This window comes from Micromonospora sp. NPDC005707, assembly GCF_040631005.1.
Lineage (GTDB): Bacteria > Actinomycetota > Actinomycetes > Mycobacteriales > Micromonosporaceae > Micromonospora.
On the sequence record NZ_JBEXYR010000004.1, the window covers coordinates 293,691 to 310,227 of the forward strand.

Sequence of the window (16,537 nt, forward strand, 5' to 3'; positions counted from 1 at the left end):
TTCCGGGCTCAGCCCTCGAACCGCCCGTCGCGGGCGAAGTCGCCGTCGAGGTCGTCGCGGGGCTCGTCGAGCGGCTCCCCGCCGGCCTGCCGCCGGGCCTCCCGCTCCTGCTGTCGGCGTTCCAGCTTCCGCCGCCGCTCGGCCGCCTCGTCCAGCTCCTCGGCCAGCCGGGTCAGCTCGGAGCGGAGGAAGTCCCTGGTCGCCACCTCGCCCAGGGCGATGCGCAGCGCGGCGATCTCCCGGGCCAGGTATTCCGTGTCGGCCTTCTGCATGGTGGCCCGCCGCCGGTCCTCCTCCAGCGCGATCCGGTCCCGGTCGGCCTGCCGGTTCTGCGCGAGCAGGATCAGCGGGGCCGCGTACGAGGCCTGGAGGGAGAGCACCAGGGTCAGGAACGTGAAGGTGTACGGGTCGAAGCGCAGGTTCGCCGGAGCCAGGGTGTTCCACGCGAACCAGGCGGCGATCACCAGCGTCATGTAGACGATGAAGTTCGCGGTGCCCATGCCCCGGGCGATCCCCTCCGACCAGCGGCCGAAGGTCTCCGCGTCGATCCGCGGCAGCCGGAGGCCCCGGGGCGCCCGGGGCTGGTCCAGCCGCTCTCGTCGCTGGTCAGCCATGGTCGCCGTCCAGCGGCGCGTCGTCGTCGACCGGCGCGCCGGTCATGGCGTCCCGGTCCCGCCAGTCGCGCGGCAGCGAGTGGTCCAGCACGTCGTCCACGGTCACCGCGCCGACCAGCCGCATGGTGCGGTCCACCACCGGCATGGCGACCAGGTCGTACGTGGCCATCCGGCGGGTTATCTCGGGCAGCGGGGTGGTGGGCCGCAGCGGGTCGATGTCGTTGACGACGACCCCGCCGAGCAGGTCGGCCGGGGGCTCCCGGAGCAGCGCCTGGAAGTGGACCATGCCCAGGTAGCGCCCGGTCGGCGTGGTGAGCGGGGCGCGGGTGACGAAGACCTGCGCGGCCACGGCGGGGGAGAGCTGCGGCTCGCGGATCCGGGCCAGCGCCTCGGCCACCGTGGCATCCGGCGGCAGGATCACCGGCTCGGAGGTCATCACGCTGCCGGCCGTGCCGGAGGCGTAGCGCAGCAGCTGGCGGACCGGGGTGGCCTCGTCCGGCTCCATGAGGTCGAGCAGCACGTCCTGTTCCGGCGGGGGCAGCTCGTTGAGCAGGTCGGCGGCGTCGTCCGGGTCCATCTCCTCCAGCACGTCCGCGGCGCGTTCCCGGTCCAGCGCGGCCAGGATCTCCACCTGGTCGTGCTCGGGCAGCTCGCCGAGCACGTCGGCGAGGCGCTCGTCGTCCAGCGCGGCGGCCACCTCGTTGCGCCGGGCGTCGGGCAGGTCCTGGAGGGCGTTGGCCAGGTCGGCCGGGCGCATGTCCTCCAGCACGGCGAGCAGGTTGGCCGTACCCCGGCTGTCGGCGAGGCCGCCCAGGCCGCGCACCCGGTCCCACTCCACCTGGTGCAGGTGGCCGCGGCGGGCGAGCCGGCTGGTCTGCTCGCGGACGGCGACCCGGGTCAGCGCCCACTCGCCGCCGCGGCTGCGCTCCATGGCCACGTCGACCACCGAGCCGGCCTGCCCGGTGTCCAGCTGGACCCGCCGGTCCAGCAGCTCCTGGAGCACCAGCAGCTCGTTCGGGCGCTTCTCGAACCGGCGCAGGTTGAGGGTGCCGCTGCCCAGCACCACGGCGTCCGGGTCGATGGAGGTGATCCGGTTGATGGACAGGAAGATGCGCCGCCGCATCGGCATCTCGGCCACCAGCCCCACCACCTCGGGCGGCCGTTGGGTCGGCCGCATCCGGGCCACGGCGTCGCGGATCCGGCCCACCTGGTCGCCGTTCGGGTCGAAGACGGCGACTCCGGCGAGTCGAGCGATGTAGACCCGGTTCGGCGTGCTCACGGGCACCAGCCTAAGGGCCTAGTGTTTATCAACATGTCGACCTTGGCCTACGAGATCGTGGACGTCTTCACGGATCGCCCGTTCGCCGGCAACCCGCTGGCCGTGGTGTTCGGCGCGGAGGGGCTCGCCACCGAGCAGATGCAGGCCCTCGCGGTGGAGTTCAACCTGTCGGAAACGGTGTTCGTGCTGCCGCCCACGCAGGTCGGAGCGACGTACCGGGCGCGGATCTTCACCCCGGCCGAGGAACTGCCGTTCGCCGGGCATCCCAGCGTGGGCGCCGCCGTGACCGCGAGCCGACGCGGCATGTTCGATGTGGGCAGGGTCACCCAGGAGTGCGGCGCCGGGGTGCTGCCGATCGAGGTCACCCCCACCGGGGCGACGCTCACCGGGGGCACCCCGACCCTCGGGCCCGAGCTCGACCCGGAGCCGCTGCTGGAGATGGCCGGCCTCTCCGCCGCCGACCACGCCGGCCCGGCCCCCCGGGTCGCCGGCTGCGGGCTGGAATTCCCCTACCTTCCGGTACGCCCGGACGCGGTGGCCCGCGCCAAGGTGAACGCGGCGGCGGCGGAGCGGTACGGCGTGGAGCACGTCAGCGTCTTCTCCTGGGACGCCGACTCGCAAACCGCGCACGCGCGCGTCTTCGTGCCGGGCCTCGGCGTGCCGGAGGACCCGGCGACCGGCTCGGCCGCCCTGGGCCTGGGCGTCTGGCTGGTGGCCAGCGGGCTGCTGCCCGGCGAGGGCCGCTCCGAGTACGCGGTCCGCCAGGGCATCGAGATCAACCGGCCGTCCGCGCTGGCCTGCACGGTGACCGCGGCCGGCGGGGTGGCGGTCGGCGCGACCGTCGCCGGCCACGTCATGCCGGTGGCCCGGGGCGAGATCGCCGTCCCGCCCTTCGTGGGCTGAGGCGGCGGGTCGCGGCGCGGTAGCGTGCCGCTGGGAACGTCCCCGGCCGGGCCGGGATGGGGGAGGATGCCGGAGTGAGCGACGAGGTCGAGCGGACCGCCGCACCGCTGGTGGACGAGGCGATGAAGAAGGCGGCCGTCTGCTGGGTCAGCGTCGACGGCGGTCCGGCGTACGGCCTCTGGTGCCTTCCGCTCGAGGGCGCGCTGCTGGTGGTGAGCGGCCCGGGCGAGCAGTCCGCTCCCGGGCTGGCCGACGCGGGCACGGCCGAGGTGACCCTGCGCGGCGACCACGGCGGCCGGATCGTGACCTGGCCGGCCCGGGTGACCCGGCTGCGGCCGGGCAGCGAGGAGTGGGAGACGGCCGCGCCGCTGGTCGCCGCCAAGCGGCTGAACGCCCCGGGCCCCTCCGCCGACCTGGTGGCCCGCTGGGCGGCCGAGGGGTGCGCGTTGCAGCGGCTGAGCCCGGCGGGCACCGCCGTGGCCGGCGCCGACCTGCCGGCCGGCTCGCTCGCCGAGCAGCCCCGGGAGACGACGGCGGTGCGGGCCACCCGCAAGCCCTTCCGGCTGCACAAGGTCCGCCGGCGCTGAGCCGCCCCGGCCCGTCCGCCCTGGACGTGCTGCGCGGCCGGGTGGACGCCGCTCAGCCGACGGCGACCGGGTCGAGCAGGTCGAGCACCTCGGTGAGCGAGGTCAGCGCCGGGCCGTCCCAGCCGTGGTCGGCGTTGAAGACCATGTGACGGGCGAGGTCCGGGGCGGCCAGCCGGACGGCGGTCATGCCGGCCCGCTCGGCGCCGGTGAGTTCCTGGCTGCCGCCGTCGCCGACGTAGAGGCAGTCGGCCGGGGCGAGGTGGAGCCGGTGGCAGGCGGTCAGGTAGAGCGCCGCGTCGGGCTTGCAGCGGCCGACCTGCACCGAGAAGACCCGGACGTCGAGCAGCGGGGCGACCGCCAGCTGGGGCAGGAACGCCGGCAGCTCGTGCGTGCAGTCGCTGATCAGGCCGGTGCGGACGCCCTGCCCGCGCAACGCGGCCAGCACCGGCACCGCCTCGGCGCGCAGCCGGGTGTCGGCGCGCACCGCCCGGTGCCGGGAGGCGACGGCGGCGCGTACCGCCTCGTCGGAGGGGTGCACGCCGGCCTGCCCGCAGACCCAGCGCAGGGTCGCCTCGGCGTTGCCGAACCGCCCGCTGGCGCGCTGGTAGTAGCTGCGGTCGAGGACCTCGATCAGGGTGTCGGCCGAGCAGCCGAGCAGCTCGGCGATGGTCCGGTGAGCGGACCCGCGCTGGACGCAGCGGGTCAGCGTGCCGAAGAAGTCGAACAGCACCGCCTGGTATCTGGGCATGGGGGAACGGCTCCGGACGTCGAGGGGGGATCGCCGGGACGCGCATGATCGTAACGGAGTGCTGACCGTCCGTGGTGTCCGGCGGCGTGTGAGTATTGCTCTCCGTGCCCCACGCCCCACACCGCCCGCCGCTCGACGCGCTGACCGTCGGCGCGCTCGCGCTGGCCGTCACCGCCGTCTCGTCCTCCGCGCCGCTGGTCGCGTTCGCCGCCGCCCCGGCCCTCGCCATCGCCTTCTGGCGGAACGTGCTCTCGCTGGCCGTGCTCGGCCCCGTCTCGGTGACCCGGCGGCGGGCCGAGTTCCGGGCGCTGACCGTCGGCGCGGGCCGGCGGGAGGGGCTCTACTGCGTACTCTCCGGGGTGGCGCTGGCCGCCCACTTCGCCACCTGGATGCCGAGCGCGCAGCTCACCTCCGTGGCGGCCGCCACCGCGCTGGGCGCCACCCAGCCGGTCTGGCAGGGCCTGATCGCCCGCTGGCAGGGGCGGCGGCTGCCGGGGGCGGTCTGGGCCGGCATCGCGGTCGCCGTGCTCGGCGCGGTGCTGGCCACCGGGGCCGACTTCGGCGTCTCCGGCCGGGCCTTCGCCGGTGACCTGCTGGCCGTCGCGGGCGGCATGTTCGCCGCGGTCTACACCGCCTTCGGCGAGCGGGCCCGGGCCAGCATCAGCACCACCACCTACACCACCATCTGCTACGGCGTCTGCGCGGCGATCCTGCTGGTGGTCTGCCTGGCCGGCGGGGTGCGCCTGCACGGCTACGACGGCGGCACCTGGCTCGCCATCCTCGGCCTGGTGGCCGGCGCCCAGCTCCTCGGCCACTCGATGTTCAACTACGCCCTGCACCGGGTCTCCGCCACCACGATCAGCGTGCTCATCCTGCTGGAGGCGCCGGGCGCGGCGCTGATCGCCGGGGTCTGGCTGGGCCAGTTGCCCCGCCCGCTCGCCCTGCCCGGGCTGGCCCTGCTGCTGGCCGGCGTGGCCGTCGTCATCCTCGGCGGGGCGCGGGCCGGCCGCCGCGCCGTTCCGGTGGCGGTCCCCGCCGACCCCGCACCGCTGATCGAGTGACGGCTTTCGCGGAAAGTGCTCCCCGCCGGACCGGTTTCGGTGAAAGTGCGGGGGGTGAAAGCGGCAGGGGAAGGCGGCGATGAGGCCGAGCGGGGGACGGTCGTCACCCCGTCGGCCGAGTTCCCGCCGCTCGGCCACGACGAGCGGGCAGCCCTGGGCCGGATCGGGGAACGCTGGCGGGAGCCGCGCCGTCCCGACGACCTGCCCATCGACCCGACGCTCGGTCGGAGCGGGCGGTCGCCGCGGCCGACCCGGTTCGGCCGGCTGGCGCCGATCGAGATGTTCACCGTCGAGGAGCCGGACGAACTGCTCGCCCGCGAGCCGGCCCGCGTGCCCGGCTCGCGGGCCGGCCGGCTGCTCTCCCGGACCCGCCGGACGCTGTTCGGCCCGCCGATCTCCAGCGCCTCCGTGCTCTACGAGCGGATGCGCAAGCTGGTCGCCCTGCCCGTGCTCTCCTCCGACCTGCTCAGCTCGGTGGCGTACGGGCCGGAGGCGATGCTCGGCGTGCTGTTGCTGGCCGGCAGCGCCGCGCTCGGGCTCTCCCTGCCGCTGGCCGCCCTGCTGATGGTGCTGATGATCGCGGTCGGGGTGTCCTACCGGCAGACCATCCCGGCGTACCCGCACGGAGCCGGGTCGTACATCGTGGCCGGGGACAACCTGGGGCGCACCCCCGGGCTGGCGGCGGCGGCCGGGCTGATGCTCGACTACGTGCTGACCGTGTCCGTGTCGGTGTCGGCTGGCGTGCACGCGGTCACCTCGGCGCTGCCGGCGATGGCCCCGGCCACGGTGCCGCTCGGCGTGCTGGTGATCGCCGTGGTCCTCGCCGGCAACCTGCGCGGCGTACGCACCGCCGGGAACATCTTCGTGCTGCCCACGTACGCCTTCGTGGTGGCGGTCGTGGCGCTGCTGGTGGTCGGCTACGCGCGGGCGGCGGGCCGGGGCTTCGCGCCGGTGCCGTCGCCGGCGGTGCCGGCCGCCGAGGGGTTGGGCCTGCTGCTGGTGCTGCGCGCGTTCTCCTCCGGCGCGGTGTCGATGACCGGCATCGAGGCGGTCTCGAACGCGGTGCCCGCGTTCCGCCGCGTCGAATGGCGCAACGCCCGCACCACGCTGGGCTGGATGGTCGCCATGCTGGTCGTGCTCTTCGCCGGCCTGGTCGGGTTGGTCCACCTCGACGGCCTGGTGCCGAGGCCGGGCGAGACGCTGCTGTCCCAGCTCGGTCGGGTGACCTTCCCGCCCGGCCCCTGGTACGCGATCCTCCAGGCCACCACGGCGCTGATTCTGCTGCTGGCGGCGAATACCGCGTTCAACGACTTCCCCCGGCTGCTCTTCTTCATGGCCCGGGACGGCCATGTGCCCCGCCGGTTCCTGCACATGGGAGACCGGCTGGCGTTCAGCAACGGCCTGGTCGCGCTGGCGCTCGCCGCGGGGCTCATCCTCGTCGCCTTCCGGGGCAACACCGCGTCGCTGATCCCGCTCTACGCGGTCGGCGTCTTCCTCGCCTTCACCCTGTCCCAGGCCGGCATGGTGGTGCACTGGCGGCGCCGCCGGGGGCGGGGCTGGCGCCGGCGCCTGGCGGTCAACGCCGTCGGCGCCATCCTGTCCGGGCTGGTGCTGCTGACGGCCGCCGTGTCGAAGTTCACCGAGGGCGCCTGGGTGGTCGTGGTCGCGGTGCCGCTGCTGGTGCTGCTCTTCCAGCGGATCCACCGCCACTACGCCACGCTGCACCGGGCGCTGGCGCTGCACCCGCCCGTGACCGCGCCGCCCGGACCCGCCGGGTCCGCCGAGGGCGAGGAACTGCCCCAGGAGGTACGCCACCTGGTCGTCGTGCCGGTGGCCCGGCTGAACCGGGCGTCGCTGCGCGCCCTGGCGTACGCGGCGTCGCTGGGCCAGCCGACGCTGGCCGTGCACATCGCCCCGGAGGAGAGCGAGGCGGACCGGTTCCGTGAGCAGTGGCGGGCCTGGGGCGACCACCTGCGGCTGGAGACGATCGTGTCGCCGTACCGGGCGGTGATCGGGCCGCTCGCGCACTACCTGGAGGCGCTGCACACCACCCGGCCCGAGCTGACCCTGACGGTGATCGTGCCGGAGGTGGTGCTCCGCCGCCGCTGGCACCGCCCGCTGCACAGCCGCGCCGAGCAGCGGCTCCGCGCCGCCCTGCGGGCCCTGCCCGGCGTGGTGGTCACCACCGTCCCGGTCCACCTCGCCGAGTGAGCGTCAGAGGTACGCCGCGAAGTGGTCGGCCACCAGCGCGGCGACCGTCTCCGCGTCCCGGCTCCCGTCCACCTCGACCACCCGGATCCCCAGGCCCCGGGCCTGGGCCACGGCGTCGGCCGCGACCAGTTCGTCGCGGGCGATCCGGTTGCGCCAGGCCCGTTCCGGGTCGCGCACCCCGGGGTGGCGCGCGGTCGCCCGGGGCAGCCGCGTCATCTGGTACGCGCGGAACTCCGGCGTCGGCACGAGCACCACCATCTGTCCGGTCGACTCGACGACCGGGGCGACCAGCTCCGGTCGCAGCCCCCAACCCTCGGCCACCACCCGGCGGCCGCTGACCAGCGCGCTGAGGTCGTCCAGCACCCAGGCGAACCGGCGTGGAAACGCGGCCAGTGTCTCGGCCGCCATCCGCTCCGGGTCGGGGTCCACCCAGACCGCGTCCGGCTCGGGACCGGCGGGCGGATCGCCGCGGCGGACCCGGTCGGCCACCCGCCGGTCCTCGTGGCCACGGGCGTCGTGCCGGTCGTAGAGGTACGCGGTCAGGCCGTGCCGCAACGCGAGGGTGACGGCGAGGGTCGTCTTGCCGGCCCACTGGGCGCCACCGATCCACAGGGCCCGGCGCGCGGTGGCGAGGGGATCGAAGTCCATGCCTCGACCCTGCGCGTGGTCGGCTGCAAGATCAAGTCTTGTTCCCGCCGGCCGCCCGTGATGAGGTGAGGGGGAAGAGGGAAGTCGGGTCAGACGTCGTGGACGTCGAGGACCTGGGTGGTGGGGGCGGCGTCGCCGAGTGCGGCTCGCAGCGCGACCCGCTCGGGGTCGACCAGGAAGGCGTCGTAGCCGGCCCGCGCCGCGAAGCGGATCACGTGCACCTCGGTCTTCCCGTCCCCGGTGCGCAGCCGGCGCTCCAGCCGCCCGCCGTGCCGCCCGAGCAGGGCGAGCACCGCGTCCTCGTACCGGCGGCCGGCCTCGGGGCCGGCGCTCAGGTCGACCAGGGCGACCACCCGGAGGACTCCGGCCGGGTCCGTGTCGAGCGGCTTCCAAAACTGGTGGTCGACGTGGCCGCCCGGGATGCCGTCCCGGATGCCGGTGTCGGTGTAGCCGTGGCGGCGGTAGAAGTCCGGCGCCTGGAAGGAGAACGAGGCCACCGAGATCTCGGTGCAGCCGCGCCGCCGGGCCTCCTCCTCGGCGGCGCGCAGCAGCCGGCCGCCCCAACCCTCGCGGCGGCGGTCCGCCCGCACCCAGACGGTGTTGATCCCGGCCCGGCCGCCCCAGGTCCACCCGGTCAGCCCGGCCACCAGTTCGCCGCCGGCGTCGACCACGCGGACCGTCAGGTCGGCCTCGTCGGTGGCGCCGGTTTCGGCGTTGTTGAAGGCGGTCAGCTCCCGGTCGATCCGGGCGGCCAGCTCGGCGTCCGCGCCCCCGACGTGCAGGGTCGCTCCCTCGTGCTCGGTCATGCGGCGGAGTATGGCAGCGACCCGCCCGGTGGGGGCACCCGGAAACGGTTCAGGCGTCGATCCCGACGGCCTTGGCGCTGGCCGTCCAGAGCCGGGCGGCGAGCGCCGGGTCGGCCGCCTTGGGCAGCGGCCGGCGCAGCCGCCGGTCGGCGTAGTAGCCGCCGTCGACCAGCCGGGCCGGGTCCTGGTTGGCCAGCCAGACCAGGGTCTCCGCCCCCCGCTCGGGGCTGCGGAACGGGAGCAGCCGCATGCCGAGGGCGACCAGCCGGCTCTCGTTGCCGAACCGGGTCCGCACCACGCCCGGGTGGAACGAGTGCGCCGGCACCCGCGGCCAGCGCCGGGCCGCCTCGGCGGTGAACAGGATGTTCGCCTGCTTGCTGGTGCCGTACGCGCGCATCGGCCGGTACCGGCGCAGCGCGGCGTTGAGGTCGTCGGGGTCGAGCGCGCCGCTGCGGTGCGCGCCCGAGGCGGTCACCACCATCCGGCCGACCCGGTCCCGCAGCAGGTTGCTGAGCAGGAACGGCGCGAGGTGGTTGGCCTGCATGCTCAGCTCGAAGCCGTCGACCGTGGTGATGGGCTGGAGCACGATCGCCCCGGCGTTGTTGGCCAGCACGTCGATCCGGTCGTACGCGGCGCGCAGCCGCTCGGCGAGCCCGCGCACGTCGTCCAGCACAGCGAAGTCCGCGCGGAACAGTTCGGGTTGCTCGCCGCAGCACTCGCGGACGCGTTCCCCGGCGGCGCGCAGCCGGGCCGGATCCCGGCCGACCAGTACCACGCGGTCACCGCGTCGCGCCAGGTCGACCGCGGCGGCGAGGCCGATGCCCGAGCTGGCGCCGGTCACCACCACGGTCCGACGCTCAGTGAGATCTTCCACAGGTCCATTCACCCCGGTCACGGCACGAGGTTACCGTGGCGTCACAACGCCCTTTGGGATCGTTAAGTTCTCGTCTTTCACCTGGAGGCGTCGGCGTGCCCGCCGGACGCTGGAAGGAGCGCACCCATGGCCGCAGTCGGTCGCCCCCGCCGGTCCTGCCTCGCGGTACCCGGCTCCAGCGTCAAGATGCTCGGCAAGGCCCAGGGCCTGCCGGCCGACCAGGTCTTCCTCGACCTGGAGGACGCGGTCGCCCCGCTGGCGAAGCCGGACGCCCGCAAGAACATCGTCGCCGCCCTGAACGAGGGCGACTGGGCCGGCAAGACCCGCGTGGTCCGGGTGAACGACCTGACCACGCCGTGGACCTACCGGGACGTCATCGAGGTGGTCGAGGGCGCGGGGGCCAACCTGGACTGCATCATGCTGCCGAAGGTGCAGAACGCCGAGCAGGTGCACTGGCTGGATCTGCTGCTCACCCAGATCGAGAAGACCCTGGGCCTGGAGGTCGGCCGGATCGGCATCGAGGCGCAGATCGAGAACGCGGCCGGCCTGGTCAACGTCGACGCGATCGCCGCCGCCTCGCCCCGGGTCGAGACGATCATCTTCGGCCCGGCCGACTTCATGGCCTCGATCAACATGAAGTCGCTGGTGGTCGGCGCGCTGATCCCGGACTACCCGGGCGACCCCTACCACTACATCCTCATGCGGATCCTGATGGCCGCCCGGATGCACGACAAGCAGGCCATCGACGGCCCGTTCCTGCAGATCCGGGACACCGACGCGTTCCGCGAGGTGGCGAAGCGCTCGGCGGCGCTGGGCTTCGACGGCAAGTGGGTGCTGCACCCGGGCCAGATCGACGCGGCCAACGAGGTCTACTCCCCGGCCCAGGCCGACTACGACCACGCCGAGCTGATCCTCGACGCGTACGACTTCTACACCTCGGAGGCGGGCGGGAAGCTCGGCGCCGTGATGCTCGGCGACGAGATGATCGACGAGGCGTCCCGCAAGATGGCGCTGGTGATCGCGGCCAAGGGCCGGGCCGCCGGGATGAGCCGCACCACGTCGTTCACCCCGCCGTCGGAGTGACCGCGAGCCGTTGACCGCGACGGGCCGCCCCGGCCGACCGGGGCGGCCCGTCCGCGTCAGTAGGTGCTGGAGCTGTCCGAGTTGATGGCAATGATGATCATCACGACGTAGAAGATGATCAGCAGCACCAGCAGGGCGGTGAGGATCCAGCCCACGATGATGGCCGCCTTCGCCATGCCCTCGCCCTGCTCGCCGGTCTGCCGGATCTGCTTCCGGGCGACGTGGCCCATGATCGCGCCGATCGGGGCGGTGATGCAGGAGGTGAAGCCGACCAGCGAGAGCACCAGCGCCACGATGGCCAGGGTGTTCGTCTTGCTGGACGGGGGCGCGTAGCCGGGGTACGCCGCCGGCGGGTAGCCGGCCGCCGCGTAGGGGTCGCCGGCCGGCGGGTAGCCGGGTGCGGCGTACGGGTTGCCGGGCGGCGCGTAGCCGGGCGCGGCGTACGGGTTGCCGGGCGGCGCGTAGCCGGGCGCGGCGTACGGGTCGGCGGGCGCGTACGGGTCCGCCGACGTCGGCTGGGTCGGGATGGGGTTGCCGGCCATCGGCATCGTCGGGTCGACCGGCGGGCTCGACTGTGGCCCGGCCGCCGACGGGTCGTGCCAACCACCGGGCGGTGGGGAATAGGTCATCAGATCATCTCCTGGACGTGGTGCGGTCAGGGTAGCCACCGGCGGGCAAGTCGCAGGGCCCCCTTTCCGGGTGCCGCGTTGCCCGGAACGTCCACAGCGGGCAGGATCGCGGCATGGCACTTGACGCGCGCGGTGGTCGGTCCCGACGGGACGTCAGCCGGCCGGGCCTGGTGCGCCGGCCCCGCGGCGGCGCCCCGACGGGCTCCGCCGACCAGGACCAGCCGGCACCCCTGGAGGAGCCGACCACCATGCGCCTGGACGGCCGCGTCGCGCTGGTCACCGGCGCGGGCAGTCCGGACGGCATCGGGTACGCGACCGCGCGCCGCCTCGCCGACCTGGGCGCCCGGGTGGCGATCGTCTCCACCACCCGGCGGATCCACGAGCGGGCCGGCGAGCTGGGCGTCACCGGCTTCGTCGCGGACCTCACCGACGAGTCCGAGGTGGGCGCGCTGGCCGACGCGGTGGCCGAGCAGCTCGGCGACGTCGAGGTGCTGGTCAACAACGCCGGCCTGGCCAGCCGGGCCAGCCCCGAGGTGCTGCGGCCGGTGGCCCAGCTGACCTACGACGAGTGGCGCGGCGAGATCGACCGCAACCTGACCACGGCGTTCCTGTGCAGCCGCGCGTTCATCAGCGGGATGGCCGAGCGGGGCTGGGGGCGGATCGTCAACCTGGCGGCCACCGCCGGGCCGGTCAACGCGCTGCCCACCGAGGCCGCCTACGCGGCGGCGAAGGCCGGCGTGGTCGGGCTGACCCGGGCGCTGGCCATGGAGATGATCGCCGACGGGGTGACCGTGAACGCGGTGGCGCCGGGCATCATCCACACCGCGGCGTCCACCATGGTCGAGATCAAGCAGGGCCTCGGCACCCCGGTCGGCCGCCCCGGCACGCCGGACGAGGTGGCCGCGGCGATCGCCTTCCTCTGCTCGCCGGCCGCCTCCTACATCACCGGGCAGATGCTGGTGGTCGACGGCGGCAACAGCGTCCGGGAGGCCGAGTTCCGCTGACGGTCAGTAGGTGCTGCCGTTGTCCGAGTTGGCCCAGATGGCCAGGCCGATCCAGCCGCAGCAGATCAGCAGGCCGAGCGCGGTGAAGACGTAGCTGAGGATCAGCCCCCAGGTGGCGAGCTGGTCGCCCTCCTCGCCGGTCCGCCGGATCTGCCGCTTGGCCAGGTGGCCGCAGACGATGCCGGCCGGGGCGAAGACGAAGGCGAAGACCAGCGACAGGATGGCGAGCACGTTCGGGCCGCCGCCGCGTGGCTGCGGGCCGGGACCGGGCGGCCCGTACTGGCCGTACGGGGGTTGCGGGGCGTAGGGCGGCTGGGCGGCCCCGGGCGGCTGGTGCCCCCAGTGCGGCTGCTGCGGCGGCTCCCCGTACGGCTGGCCGTAGGCGGGCGGCTCGTACGGCGACGGTGGCTGCTCGGGCTCACCGGGTGGTTGGCTCACGTCCCTCCTCGCCCTTCGTCGCAGGTCGACGGCCCTCTCTCTTGCGGACGCTACCCGCAGCGGTGAACCTTTTCACAGCGGTTGTGTGGACTGGTCACCTTGGCTCCGCCGGTCCCGGGGCCGATACTGACCCAGCGTTCAGTTACCCACGAGTAGTGCGCCGATCCCCCGGAGGCTGAGATGGCCCGACTCGCCCAGACGCCCGGCCTGACCGACGTGCAGCGGTCGATTCTGGAAACCGTCCGGGAGTTCGCCGACAAGGAGATCATCCCGCACGCCCAGCGGCTGGAGCACGCCGACGAGTACCCCACCGACATCCTCGACGGGATGCGCGAGATGGGGCTGTTCGGCCTCACCATCGACGAGGAGTTCGGCGGTCTCGGCGAGTCCCTGCTGACCTACGCCCTCGTGGTGGAGGAGCTGTCCCGGGGTTGGATGTCGATCTCCGGCATCGTCAACACCCACTTCATCGTGGCGTACCTGATCTCCCAGCACGGCTCGGCCGACCAGAAGGCCCGGCTGCTGCCCCGGATGGCCACCGGCGAGGTGCGCGGCGCCTTCTCCATGTCGGAGCCCGAGTGCGGCTCCGACGTCTCGGCGATCAAGTCCAGGGCGGTCCGCGACGGCGACAACTACGTGCTCAACGGCCAGAAGATGTGGCTGACCAACGGCGCGTACTCCTCGGTGGTCGCCACCCTGGTCAAGACCGACACCGGGGCCGACTCGGTCTACGGCAACATGAGCACGTTCCTGCTGGAGAAGGAGCCGGGCTTCGGCGAGACCGCCCCCGGCCTGACCATTCCCGGCAAGATCGACAAGATGGGCTACAAGGGCGTCGAGACCACCGAGATGGTGCTCGACGGCGTCACCGTTCCCGCGTCGGCGGTGCTCGGCGGCGAGGAGAAGGTGGGTCGCGGCTTCTACCAGATGATGGACGGCATCGAGGTCGGCCGGGTCAACGTGGCAGCCCGTGCCTGCGGCATCTCGATCCGCGCCTTCGAGCTGGCCGTCGCGTACGCCCAGCAGCGCCGCACCTTCGGTCAGCCCCTCGCGAAGCATCAGGCCGTCGCGTTCAAGCTCGCCGAGATGGGCACGAAGATCGAGGCGGCCCACGCCCTCATGGTCAACGCGGCCCGGCTCAAGGACGCCGGCCAGCGCAACGACGTCGAGGCCGGGATGGCCAAGCTGCTCGCCTCGGAATACTGCGCCGAGGTCGTCCAGGAAGCGTTCCGCATCCACGGCGGCTACGGCTACTCCAAGGAGTACGAGATCGAGCGGCTGATGCGGGAGGCCCCGTTCCTGCTGATCGGCGAGGGCACCTCGGAGATCCAGAAGACCATCATCAGCCGCGGCCTGCTGAAGGAGTACAAGCTCTGAGCCGTGCCGGCGCACCGCGTTGATCAAGAAGTTTGCGTCGGTTCCGACCGTGCCGGTGACGCAGACCTCTTGATCAACGCGGCCGGGTGGTGGGGTTTGGCGTCGGCAGGTGCTGGCGGGCCAGCTTTACCAGCGCGCCGGGGTCGTCGGCGTAGAGCCGGATCTCGGTCGCCGGCTCGCTGGGGCCGCTCGGCAGCCGGACCGAGAGCGGGCGGTGCAGCACCAGGTCCACGCTGGTCTGCTTGCCGGTGACGATGTTGAGCACCGTCCCGGCCTCGGTCCGCTCCACCTGCACCGTGCGGCTCCCGGTCAGCGAGCGGTACCGGGCGTCGACCCGGGCCACCGCCTCCCAGGGCACGGTGAAGTCCACCGAGAAACCGTTGCGGACCCGCAGGCCGGCAGGGTGAGCGACGTGCGGGTGGATCTGGAGGGCGGCGTAGAGGCCGATCATCCACAGCACTCCCCAGATGCCGAGCCCGAGCGCGACCTCACGCGCCGCCTGCCAGGGCATGGTGTGCCGGATGATCACGTCGAAGATCGGAATCTCGACGGCGGAGAGCGCGATGAAGGCGATCAGGATCGGCTTCACCGCACCGATGTAGCCGAAGGCTTCGGCTCCCTCGGCAGGAGCGACGGGCCGGCGCAGGAGCCAGCGGAAGAGGCTCCGCCACATTCGCCACTCGTAGACGATCACCCGCCGTAGCAGGCCAAGTGCCTTCCTCATGTCGATCCCCCCTCCGATCGTTTTACGATGCAGTCGCAACGTAAACGCTCGCAGGCGGCGTGTCAATGCAGTCGTATTGTGAAAGCATGGGGGAATGCCGAAGCGGGTCGACCACCGGGAGCGCCGGGCGCTGATCGCGGACGCGCTCATGCGGGTCGCGGCCGAGCAGGGCCTGGAAGCCGTGAGCCTCCGGCACGTGGCCGCCGCGGCCGGGGTCAGCGCCGGGATGGTGCAGCACTACTTCCGCACCCGCGACGAGATGATGACCTTCGCGCTCGCCGTGGTCCGGGACCGCAACGAGGCCCGGGTGAGCCGGGCCCTCGGGGCGCTCGGCGCGACGCCGGCACCCCGCACGCTGCTGCGGACCATGCTGGCCGAGCTGCTGCCCCTCGACGAGGAGCGCCGCGCCGACGGCCGGGTCGCCCTCGCGTTCCTGGCCTACACCGCCGTACGCCCCGCCGTCGCCGCCGCGCTGCACGACGAGACGGCAGCCCTCCTCGGCTTCATCGCCGGCCAGATCCGGGCGGGCGCCAACCCCGGGGTGGACCCCGAACGGGCCGCGGTCGGGTTGCTCGCCGTGATGGAGGGCCTCGGCATCTACCTGATCGGCGGGCACTACCCGCCGGAGACCGCGCTGGCCGCCCTCGACACCCAGCTCGACCTGCTGTTCGGCCCCGATCCTGATCGTGGGAGTGGGGACTAGCCGCGCCGGGTCAGGCCACCGGCGGCCCGCTCGATGATGAGGCAGCGGTCCTCCACGTAGTCGATCCCCGCCTCCTCGGCGATCCGCCGCGCCTCGTCGGAGAAGATCCCGAGCTGCAACCAGACCGCCGGCGCGCCGATCGCCACCGCCTGCCGGACCACCTCGACGGCGTCCCGAGCCGGGCGGAACACGTCCACCAGGTCGACCGGGTGCGGGATGTCGGCCAGCGACGCGTACGCCTTCTCGCCGAACAGCTCGTCCACGGTCGGGTTCACCGGGATGATCCGCCAGCCGTGCCGCTGCATCTCCAGCGGCACACGGTGGGCGGCCTTGCCCGGGTCGCGGGACGCCCCCACGACGGCGATCACGGCGGAATCGGCGAGGATCTGCTGGGCGGAACGCATTCGCCGAGCCTAACCCGGCCGACCCTCGGCGACCCGACGGTGCCGCTCGTCAGGCGGTGCGCTGAGCAGCCGCCGTGAGGGCGTGCCGGAGCCGGGCGTACTCCGCCGTGGTGCCGGTGGCCGCCCGGTGCTGTGGATGAGTGGCGTAGTGCTGGATGGCGACGGCCAGGAGCGCCGGGGCGACGGTCAGCTCCCGGACCGCCACGAAGACGCCTGGTCGTAGTCCCCGGCCGACCCGGCGGATCAAGTCCGGCCGGACGACCGGCAGGCGCAGGTAGCGGCCGGCCACGCCCGGCCCGACCGGCAGCTCCGCACCGAGCGCCTCCCACGGCACGAGAGCAGACCACCGCCGAACCTCGCCGCCGGTGCGATCAGGACGGCTGTCCGCTGGCGGCGCAGCGCCGCAGCGATGATCTCTCGCACCGGCGCATCGTAGGCGGTCGC

At 73.7% G+C, this 16,537-nt stretch carries 19 protein-coding genes; 8 read left to right on the forward strand and 11 right to left on the reverse strand.

Going from position 1 to position 16,537, the window contains the following annotated elements; genetic code table 11:
• Positions 1 to 8: 8 nt before the first annotated feature.
• Together ABZ452_RS09235 and ABZ452_RS09240 are read right to left on the reverse strand one after the other, a co-directional pair.
• Entirely contained in the window at positions 9 to 614 is a 606-nt protein-coding gene (locus ABZ452_RS09235; protein WP_151463925.1) for a DUF1003 domain-containing protein, read from the reverse strand.
• Complete coding sequence (locus ABZ452_RS09240; RefSeq protein WP_357940612.1) at positions 607 to 1,893, reverse strand: CBS domain-containing protein; 1,287 nt, start codon at positions 1,891 to 1,893, stop codon at positions 607 to 609. The genes ABZ452_RS09235 and ABZ452_RS09240 overlap by 8 nt, the downstream gene beginning before the upstream one ends.
• Positions 1,894 to 1,926: 33 nt before the next feature.
• Here ABZ452_RS09240 and ABZ452_RS09245 point away from each other — a divergent pair, with 33 nt between their 5' ends.
• Both ABZ452_RS09245 and ABZ452_RS09250 read left to right on the forward strand, forming a co-directional pair.
• Entirely contained in the window at positions 1,927 to 2,796 is an 870-nt protein-coding gene (locus tag ABZ452_RS09245; RefSeq protein ID WP_357940614.1) for a PhzF family phenazine biosynthesis protein, read from the forward strand.
• A 56-nt stretch (positions 2,797 to 2,852) separates the two neighbouring features.
• Positions 2,853 to 3,383, forward strand: a complete 531-nt coding sequence (locus ABZ452_RS09250; protein ID WP_357940616.1) for a hypothetical protein — start codon at positions 2,853 to 2,855, stop codon at positions 3,381 to 3,383.
• A gap of 52 nt (positions 3,384 to 3,435) precedes the next feature.
• Here ABZ452_RS09250 and ABZ452_RS09255 read toward each other — a convergent pair whose 3' ends face one another.
• Positions 3,436 to 4,131, reverse strand: coding sequence for an HAD family hydrolase (locus ABZ452_RS09255; RefSeq protein ID WP_357940618.1), 696 nt, complete (start codon positions 4,129 to 4,131; stop codon positions 3,436 to 3,438).
• A 104-nt stretch (positions 4,132 to 4,235) separates the two neighbouring features.
• Here ABZ452_RS09255 and ABZ452_RS09260 point away from each other — a divergent pair, with 104 nt between their 5' ends.
• Together ABZ452_RS09260 and ABZ452_RS09265 are read left to right on the forward strand one after the other, a co-directional pair.
• A complete protein-coding gene (locus ABZ452_RS09260) occupies positions 4,236 to 5,192 on the forward strand; it encodes a DMT family transporter (protein WP_357940620.1) in 957 nt (318 codons plus the stop codon).
• A 54-nt stretch (positions 5,193 to 5,246) separates the two neighbouring features.
• Positions 5,247 to 7,403 carry an APC family permease gene (locus ABZ452_RS09265; protein ID WP_357940622.1) on the forward strand — a complete coding sequence of 719 codons (2,157 nt, stop codon included), beginning with the start codon at positions 5,247 to 5,249 and terminating at the stop codon, positions 7,401 to 7,403.
• Between the two features lie 3 nt (positions 7,404 to 7,406).
• Here ABZ452_RS09265 and ABZ452_RS09270 read toward each other — a convergent pair whose 3' ends face one another.
• The 3 genes from ABZ452_RS09270 to ABZ452_RS09280 form a co-directional block, all read right to left on the reverse strand.
• On the reverse strand, positions 7,407 to 8,051 hold the full coding sequence (locus tag ABZ452_RS09270) for a hypothetical protein (RefSeq protein ID WP_357940624.1): 645 nt from the start codon (positions 8,049 to 8,051) through the stop codon (positions 7,407 to 7,409).
• 89 nt (positions 8,052 to 8,140) lie between these two features.
• Complete coding sequence (locus tag ABZ452_RS09275) at positions 8,141 to 8,857, reverse strand: GNAT family N-acetyltransferase (RefSeq protein WP_357940626.1); 717 nt, start codon at positions 8,855 to 8,857, stop codon at positions 8,141 to 8,143.
• 49 nt (positions 8,858 to 8,906) lie between these two features.
• The gene (locus tag ABZ452_RS09280) at positions 8,907 to 9,731 is read right to left on the reverse strand and encodes an SDR family NAD(P)-dependent oxidoreductase (RefSeq protein WP_357940628.1); all 825 of its coding nucleotides are present in this window, start codon (positions 9,729 to 9,731) and stop codon (positions 8,907 to 8,909) included.
• Between the two features lie 126 nt (positions 9,732 to 9,857).
• Here ABZ452_RS09280 and ABZ452_RS09285 point away from each other — a divergent pair, with 126 nt between their 5' ends.
• Entirely contained in the window at positions 9,858 to 10,814 is a 957-nt protein-coding gene (locus ABZ452_RS09285) for a CoA ester lyase (protein WP_357940630.1), read from the forward strand.
• Positions 10,815 to 10,870: 56 nt separating this feature from the next.
• On the opposite strand, the gene ABZ452_RS09290 is transcribed toward ABZ452_RS09285, so the two are convergent.
• A complete protein-coding gene (locus ABZ452_RS09290; RefSeq protein WP_357940632.1) occupies positions 10,871 to 11,443 on the reverse strand; it encodes a DUF4190 domain-containing protein in 573 nt (190 codons plus the stop codon).
• 113 nt (positions 11,444 to 11,556) lie between these two features.
• On the opposite strand from ABZ452_RS09290, the gene ABZ452_RS09295 reads away from it, so the two are divergent.
• Positions 11,557 to 12,447, forward strand: a complete 891-nt coding sequence (locus ABZ452_RS09295) for an SDR family NAD(P)-dependent oxidoreductase (RefSeq protein WP_357940634.1) — start codon at positions 11,557 to 11,559, stop codon at positions 12,445 to 12,447.
• A gap of 3 nt (positions 12,448 to 12,450) precedes the next feature.
• Here ABZ452_RS09295 and ABZ452_RS09300 read toward each other — a convergent pair whose 3' ends face one another.
• On the reverse strand, positions 12,451 to 12,885 hold the full coding sequence (locus tag ABZ452_RS09300) for a DUF4190 domain-containing protein (protein ID WP_357940636.1): 435 nt from the start codon (positions 12,883 to 12,885) through the stop codon (positions 12,451 to 12,453).
• Between the two features lie 180 nt (positions 12,886 to 13,065).
• Here ABZ452_RS09300 and ABZ452_RS09305 point away from each other — a divergent pair, with 180 nt between their 5' ends.
• A complete protein-coding gene (locus ABZ452_RS09305; RefSeq protein WP_357940637.1) occupies positions 13,066 to 14,262 on the forward strand; it encodes an acyl-CoA dehydrogenase family protein in 1,197 nt (398 codons plus the stop codon).
• A 73-nt stretch (positions 14,263 to 14,335) separates the two neighbouring features.
• Here the strand turns inward: ABZ452_RS09305 and ABZ452_RS09310 are convergent, their stop codons facing one another.
• Positions 14,336 to 14,986, reverse strand: coding sequence for a PH domain-containing protein (locus tag ABZ452_RS09310; RefSeq protein ID WP_357940639.1), 651 nt, complete (start codon positions 14,984 to 14,986; stop codon positions 14,336 to 14,338).
• 94 nt (positions 14,987 to 15,080) lie between these two features.
• Between ABZ452_RS09310 and ABZ452_RS09315 the strand changes: the two genes are divergently transcribed.
• A complete protein-coding gene (locus ABZ452_RS09315) occupies positions 15,081 to 15,689 on the forward strand; it encodes a TetR family transcriptional regulator C-terminal domain-containing protein (RefSeq protein WP_357940641.1) in 609 nt (202 codons plus the stop codon).
• Here the strand turns inward: ABZ452_RS09315 and ABZ452_RS09320 are convergent.
• Complete coding sequence (locus tag ABZ452_RS09320) at positions 15,686 to 16,093, reverse strand: CoA-binding protein (protein WP_357940643.1); 408 nt, start codon at positions 16,091 to 16,093, stop codon at positions 15,686 to 15,688. The genes ABZ452_RS09315 and ABZ452_RS09320 overlap by 4 nt on opposite strands.
• 49 nt (positions 16,094 to 16,142) lie before the next feature.
• Positions 16,143 to 16,427 (reverse strand): hypothetical protein, encoded by a 285-nt coding sequence (locus tag ABZ452_RS09325; RefSeq protein WP_357940645.1) that lies wholly within the window; start codon positions 16,425 to 16,427, stop codon positions 16,143 to 16,145.
• Positions 16,428 to 16,537 lie beyond the last annotated feature (110 nt).

Coding starts and splice junctions, on each gene's coding strand:
- ABZ452_RS09235 (WP_151463925.1), bottom strand. CDS start 614: ATGGCTGACCAGCGACGAGAGCGGCTGGACCAGCCCCGGGCGCCCCGG.
- ABZ452_RS09245 (WP_357940614.1), top strand. CDS start 1,927: ATGTCGACCTTGGCCTACGAGATCGTGGACGTCTTCACGGATCGCCCG.
- ABZ452_RS09250 (WP_357940616.1), top strand. CDS start 2,853: ATGGGGGAGGATGCCGGAGTGAGCGACGAGGTCGAGCGGACCGCCGCA.
- ABZ452_RS09255 (WP_357940618.1), bottom strand. CDS start 4,131: ATGCCCAGATACCAGGCGGTGCTGTTCGACTTCTTCGGCACGCTGACC.
- ABZ452_RS09270 (WP_357940624.1), bottom strand. CDS start 8,051: ATGGACTTCGATCCCCTCGCCACCGCGCGCCGGGCCCTGTGGATCGGT.
- ABZ452_RS09275 (WP_357940626.1), bottom strand. CDS start 8,857: ATGACCGAGCACGAGGGAGCGACCCTGCACGTCGGGGGCGCGGACGCC.
- ABZ452_RS09285 (WP_357940630.1), top strand. CDS start 9,858: ATGGCCGCAGTCGGTCGCCCCCGCCGGTCCTGCCTCGCGGTACCCGGC.
- ABZ452_RS09290 (WP_357940632.1), bottom strand. CDS start 11,443: ATGACCTATTCCCCACCGCCCGGTGGTTGGCACGACCCGTCGGCGGCC.
- ABZ452_RS09295 (WP_357940634.1), top strand. CDS start 11,557: ATGGCACTTGACGCGCGCGGTGGTCGGTCCCGACGGGACGTCAGCCGG.
- ABZ452_RS09305 (WP_357940637.1), top strand. CDS start 13,066: ATGGCCCGACTCGCCCAGACGCCCGGCCTGACCGACGTGCAGCGGTCG.
- ABZ452_RS09310 (WP_357940639.1), bottom strand. CDS start 14,986: ATGAGGAAGGCACTTGGCCTGCTACGGCGGGTGATCGTCTACGAGTGG.
- ABZ452_RS09315 (WP_357940641.1), top strand. CDS start 15,081: ATGCCGAAGCGGGTCGACCACCGGGAGCGCCGGGCGCTGATCGCGGAC.
- ABZ452_RS09320 (WP_357940643.1), bottom strand. CDS start 16,093: ATGCGTTCCGCCCAGCAGATCCTCGCCGATTCCGCCGTGATCGCCGTC.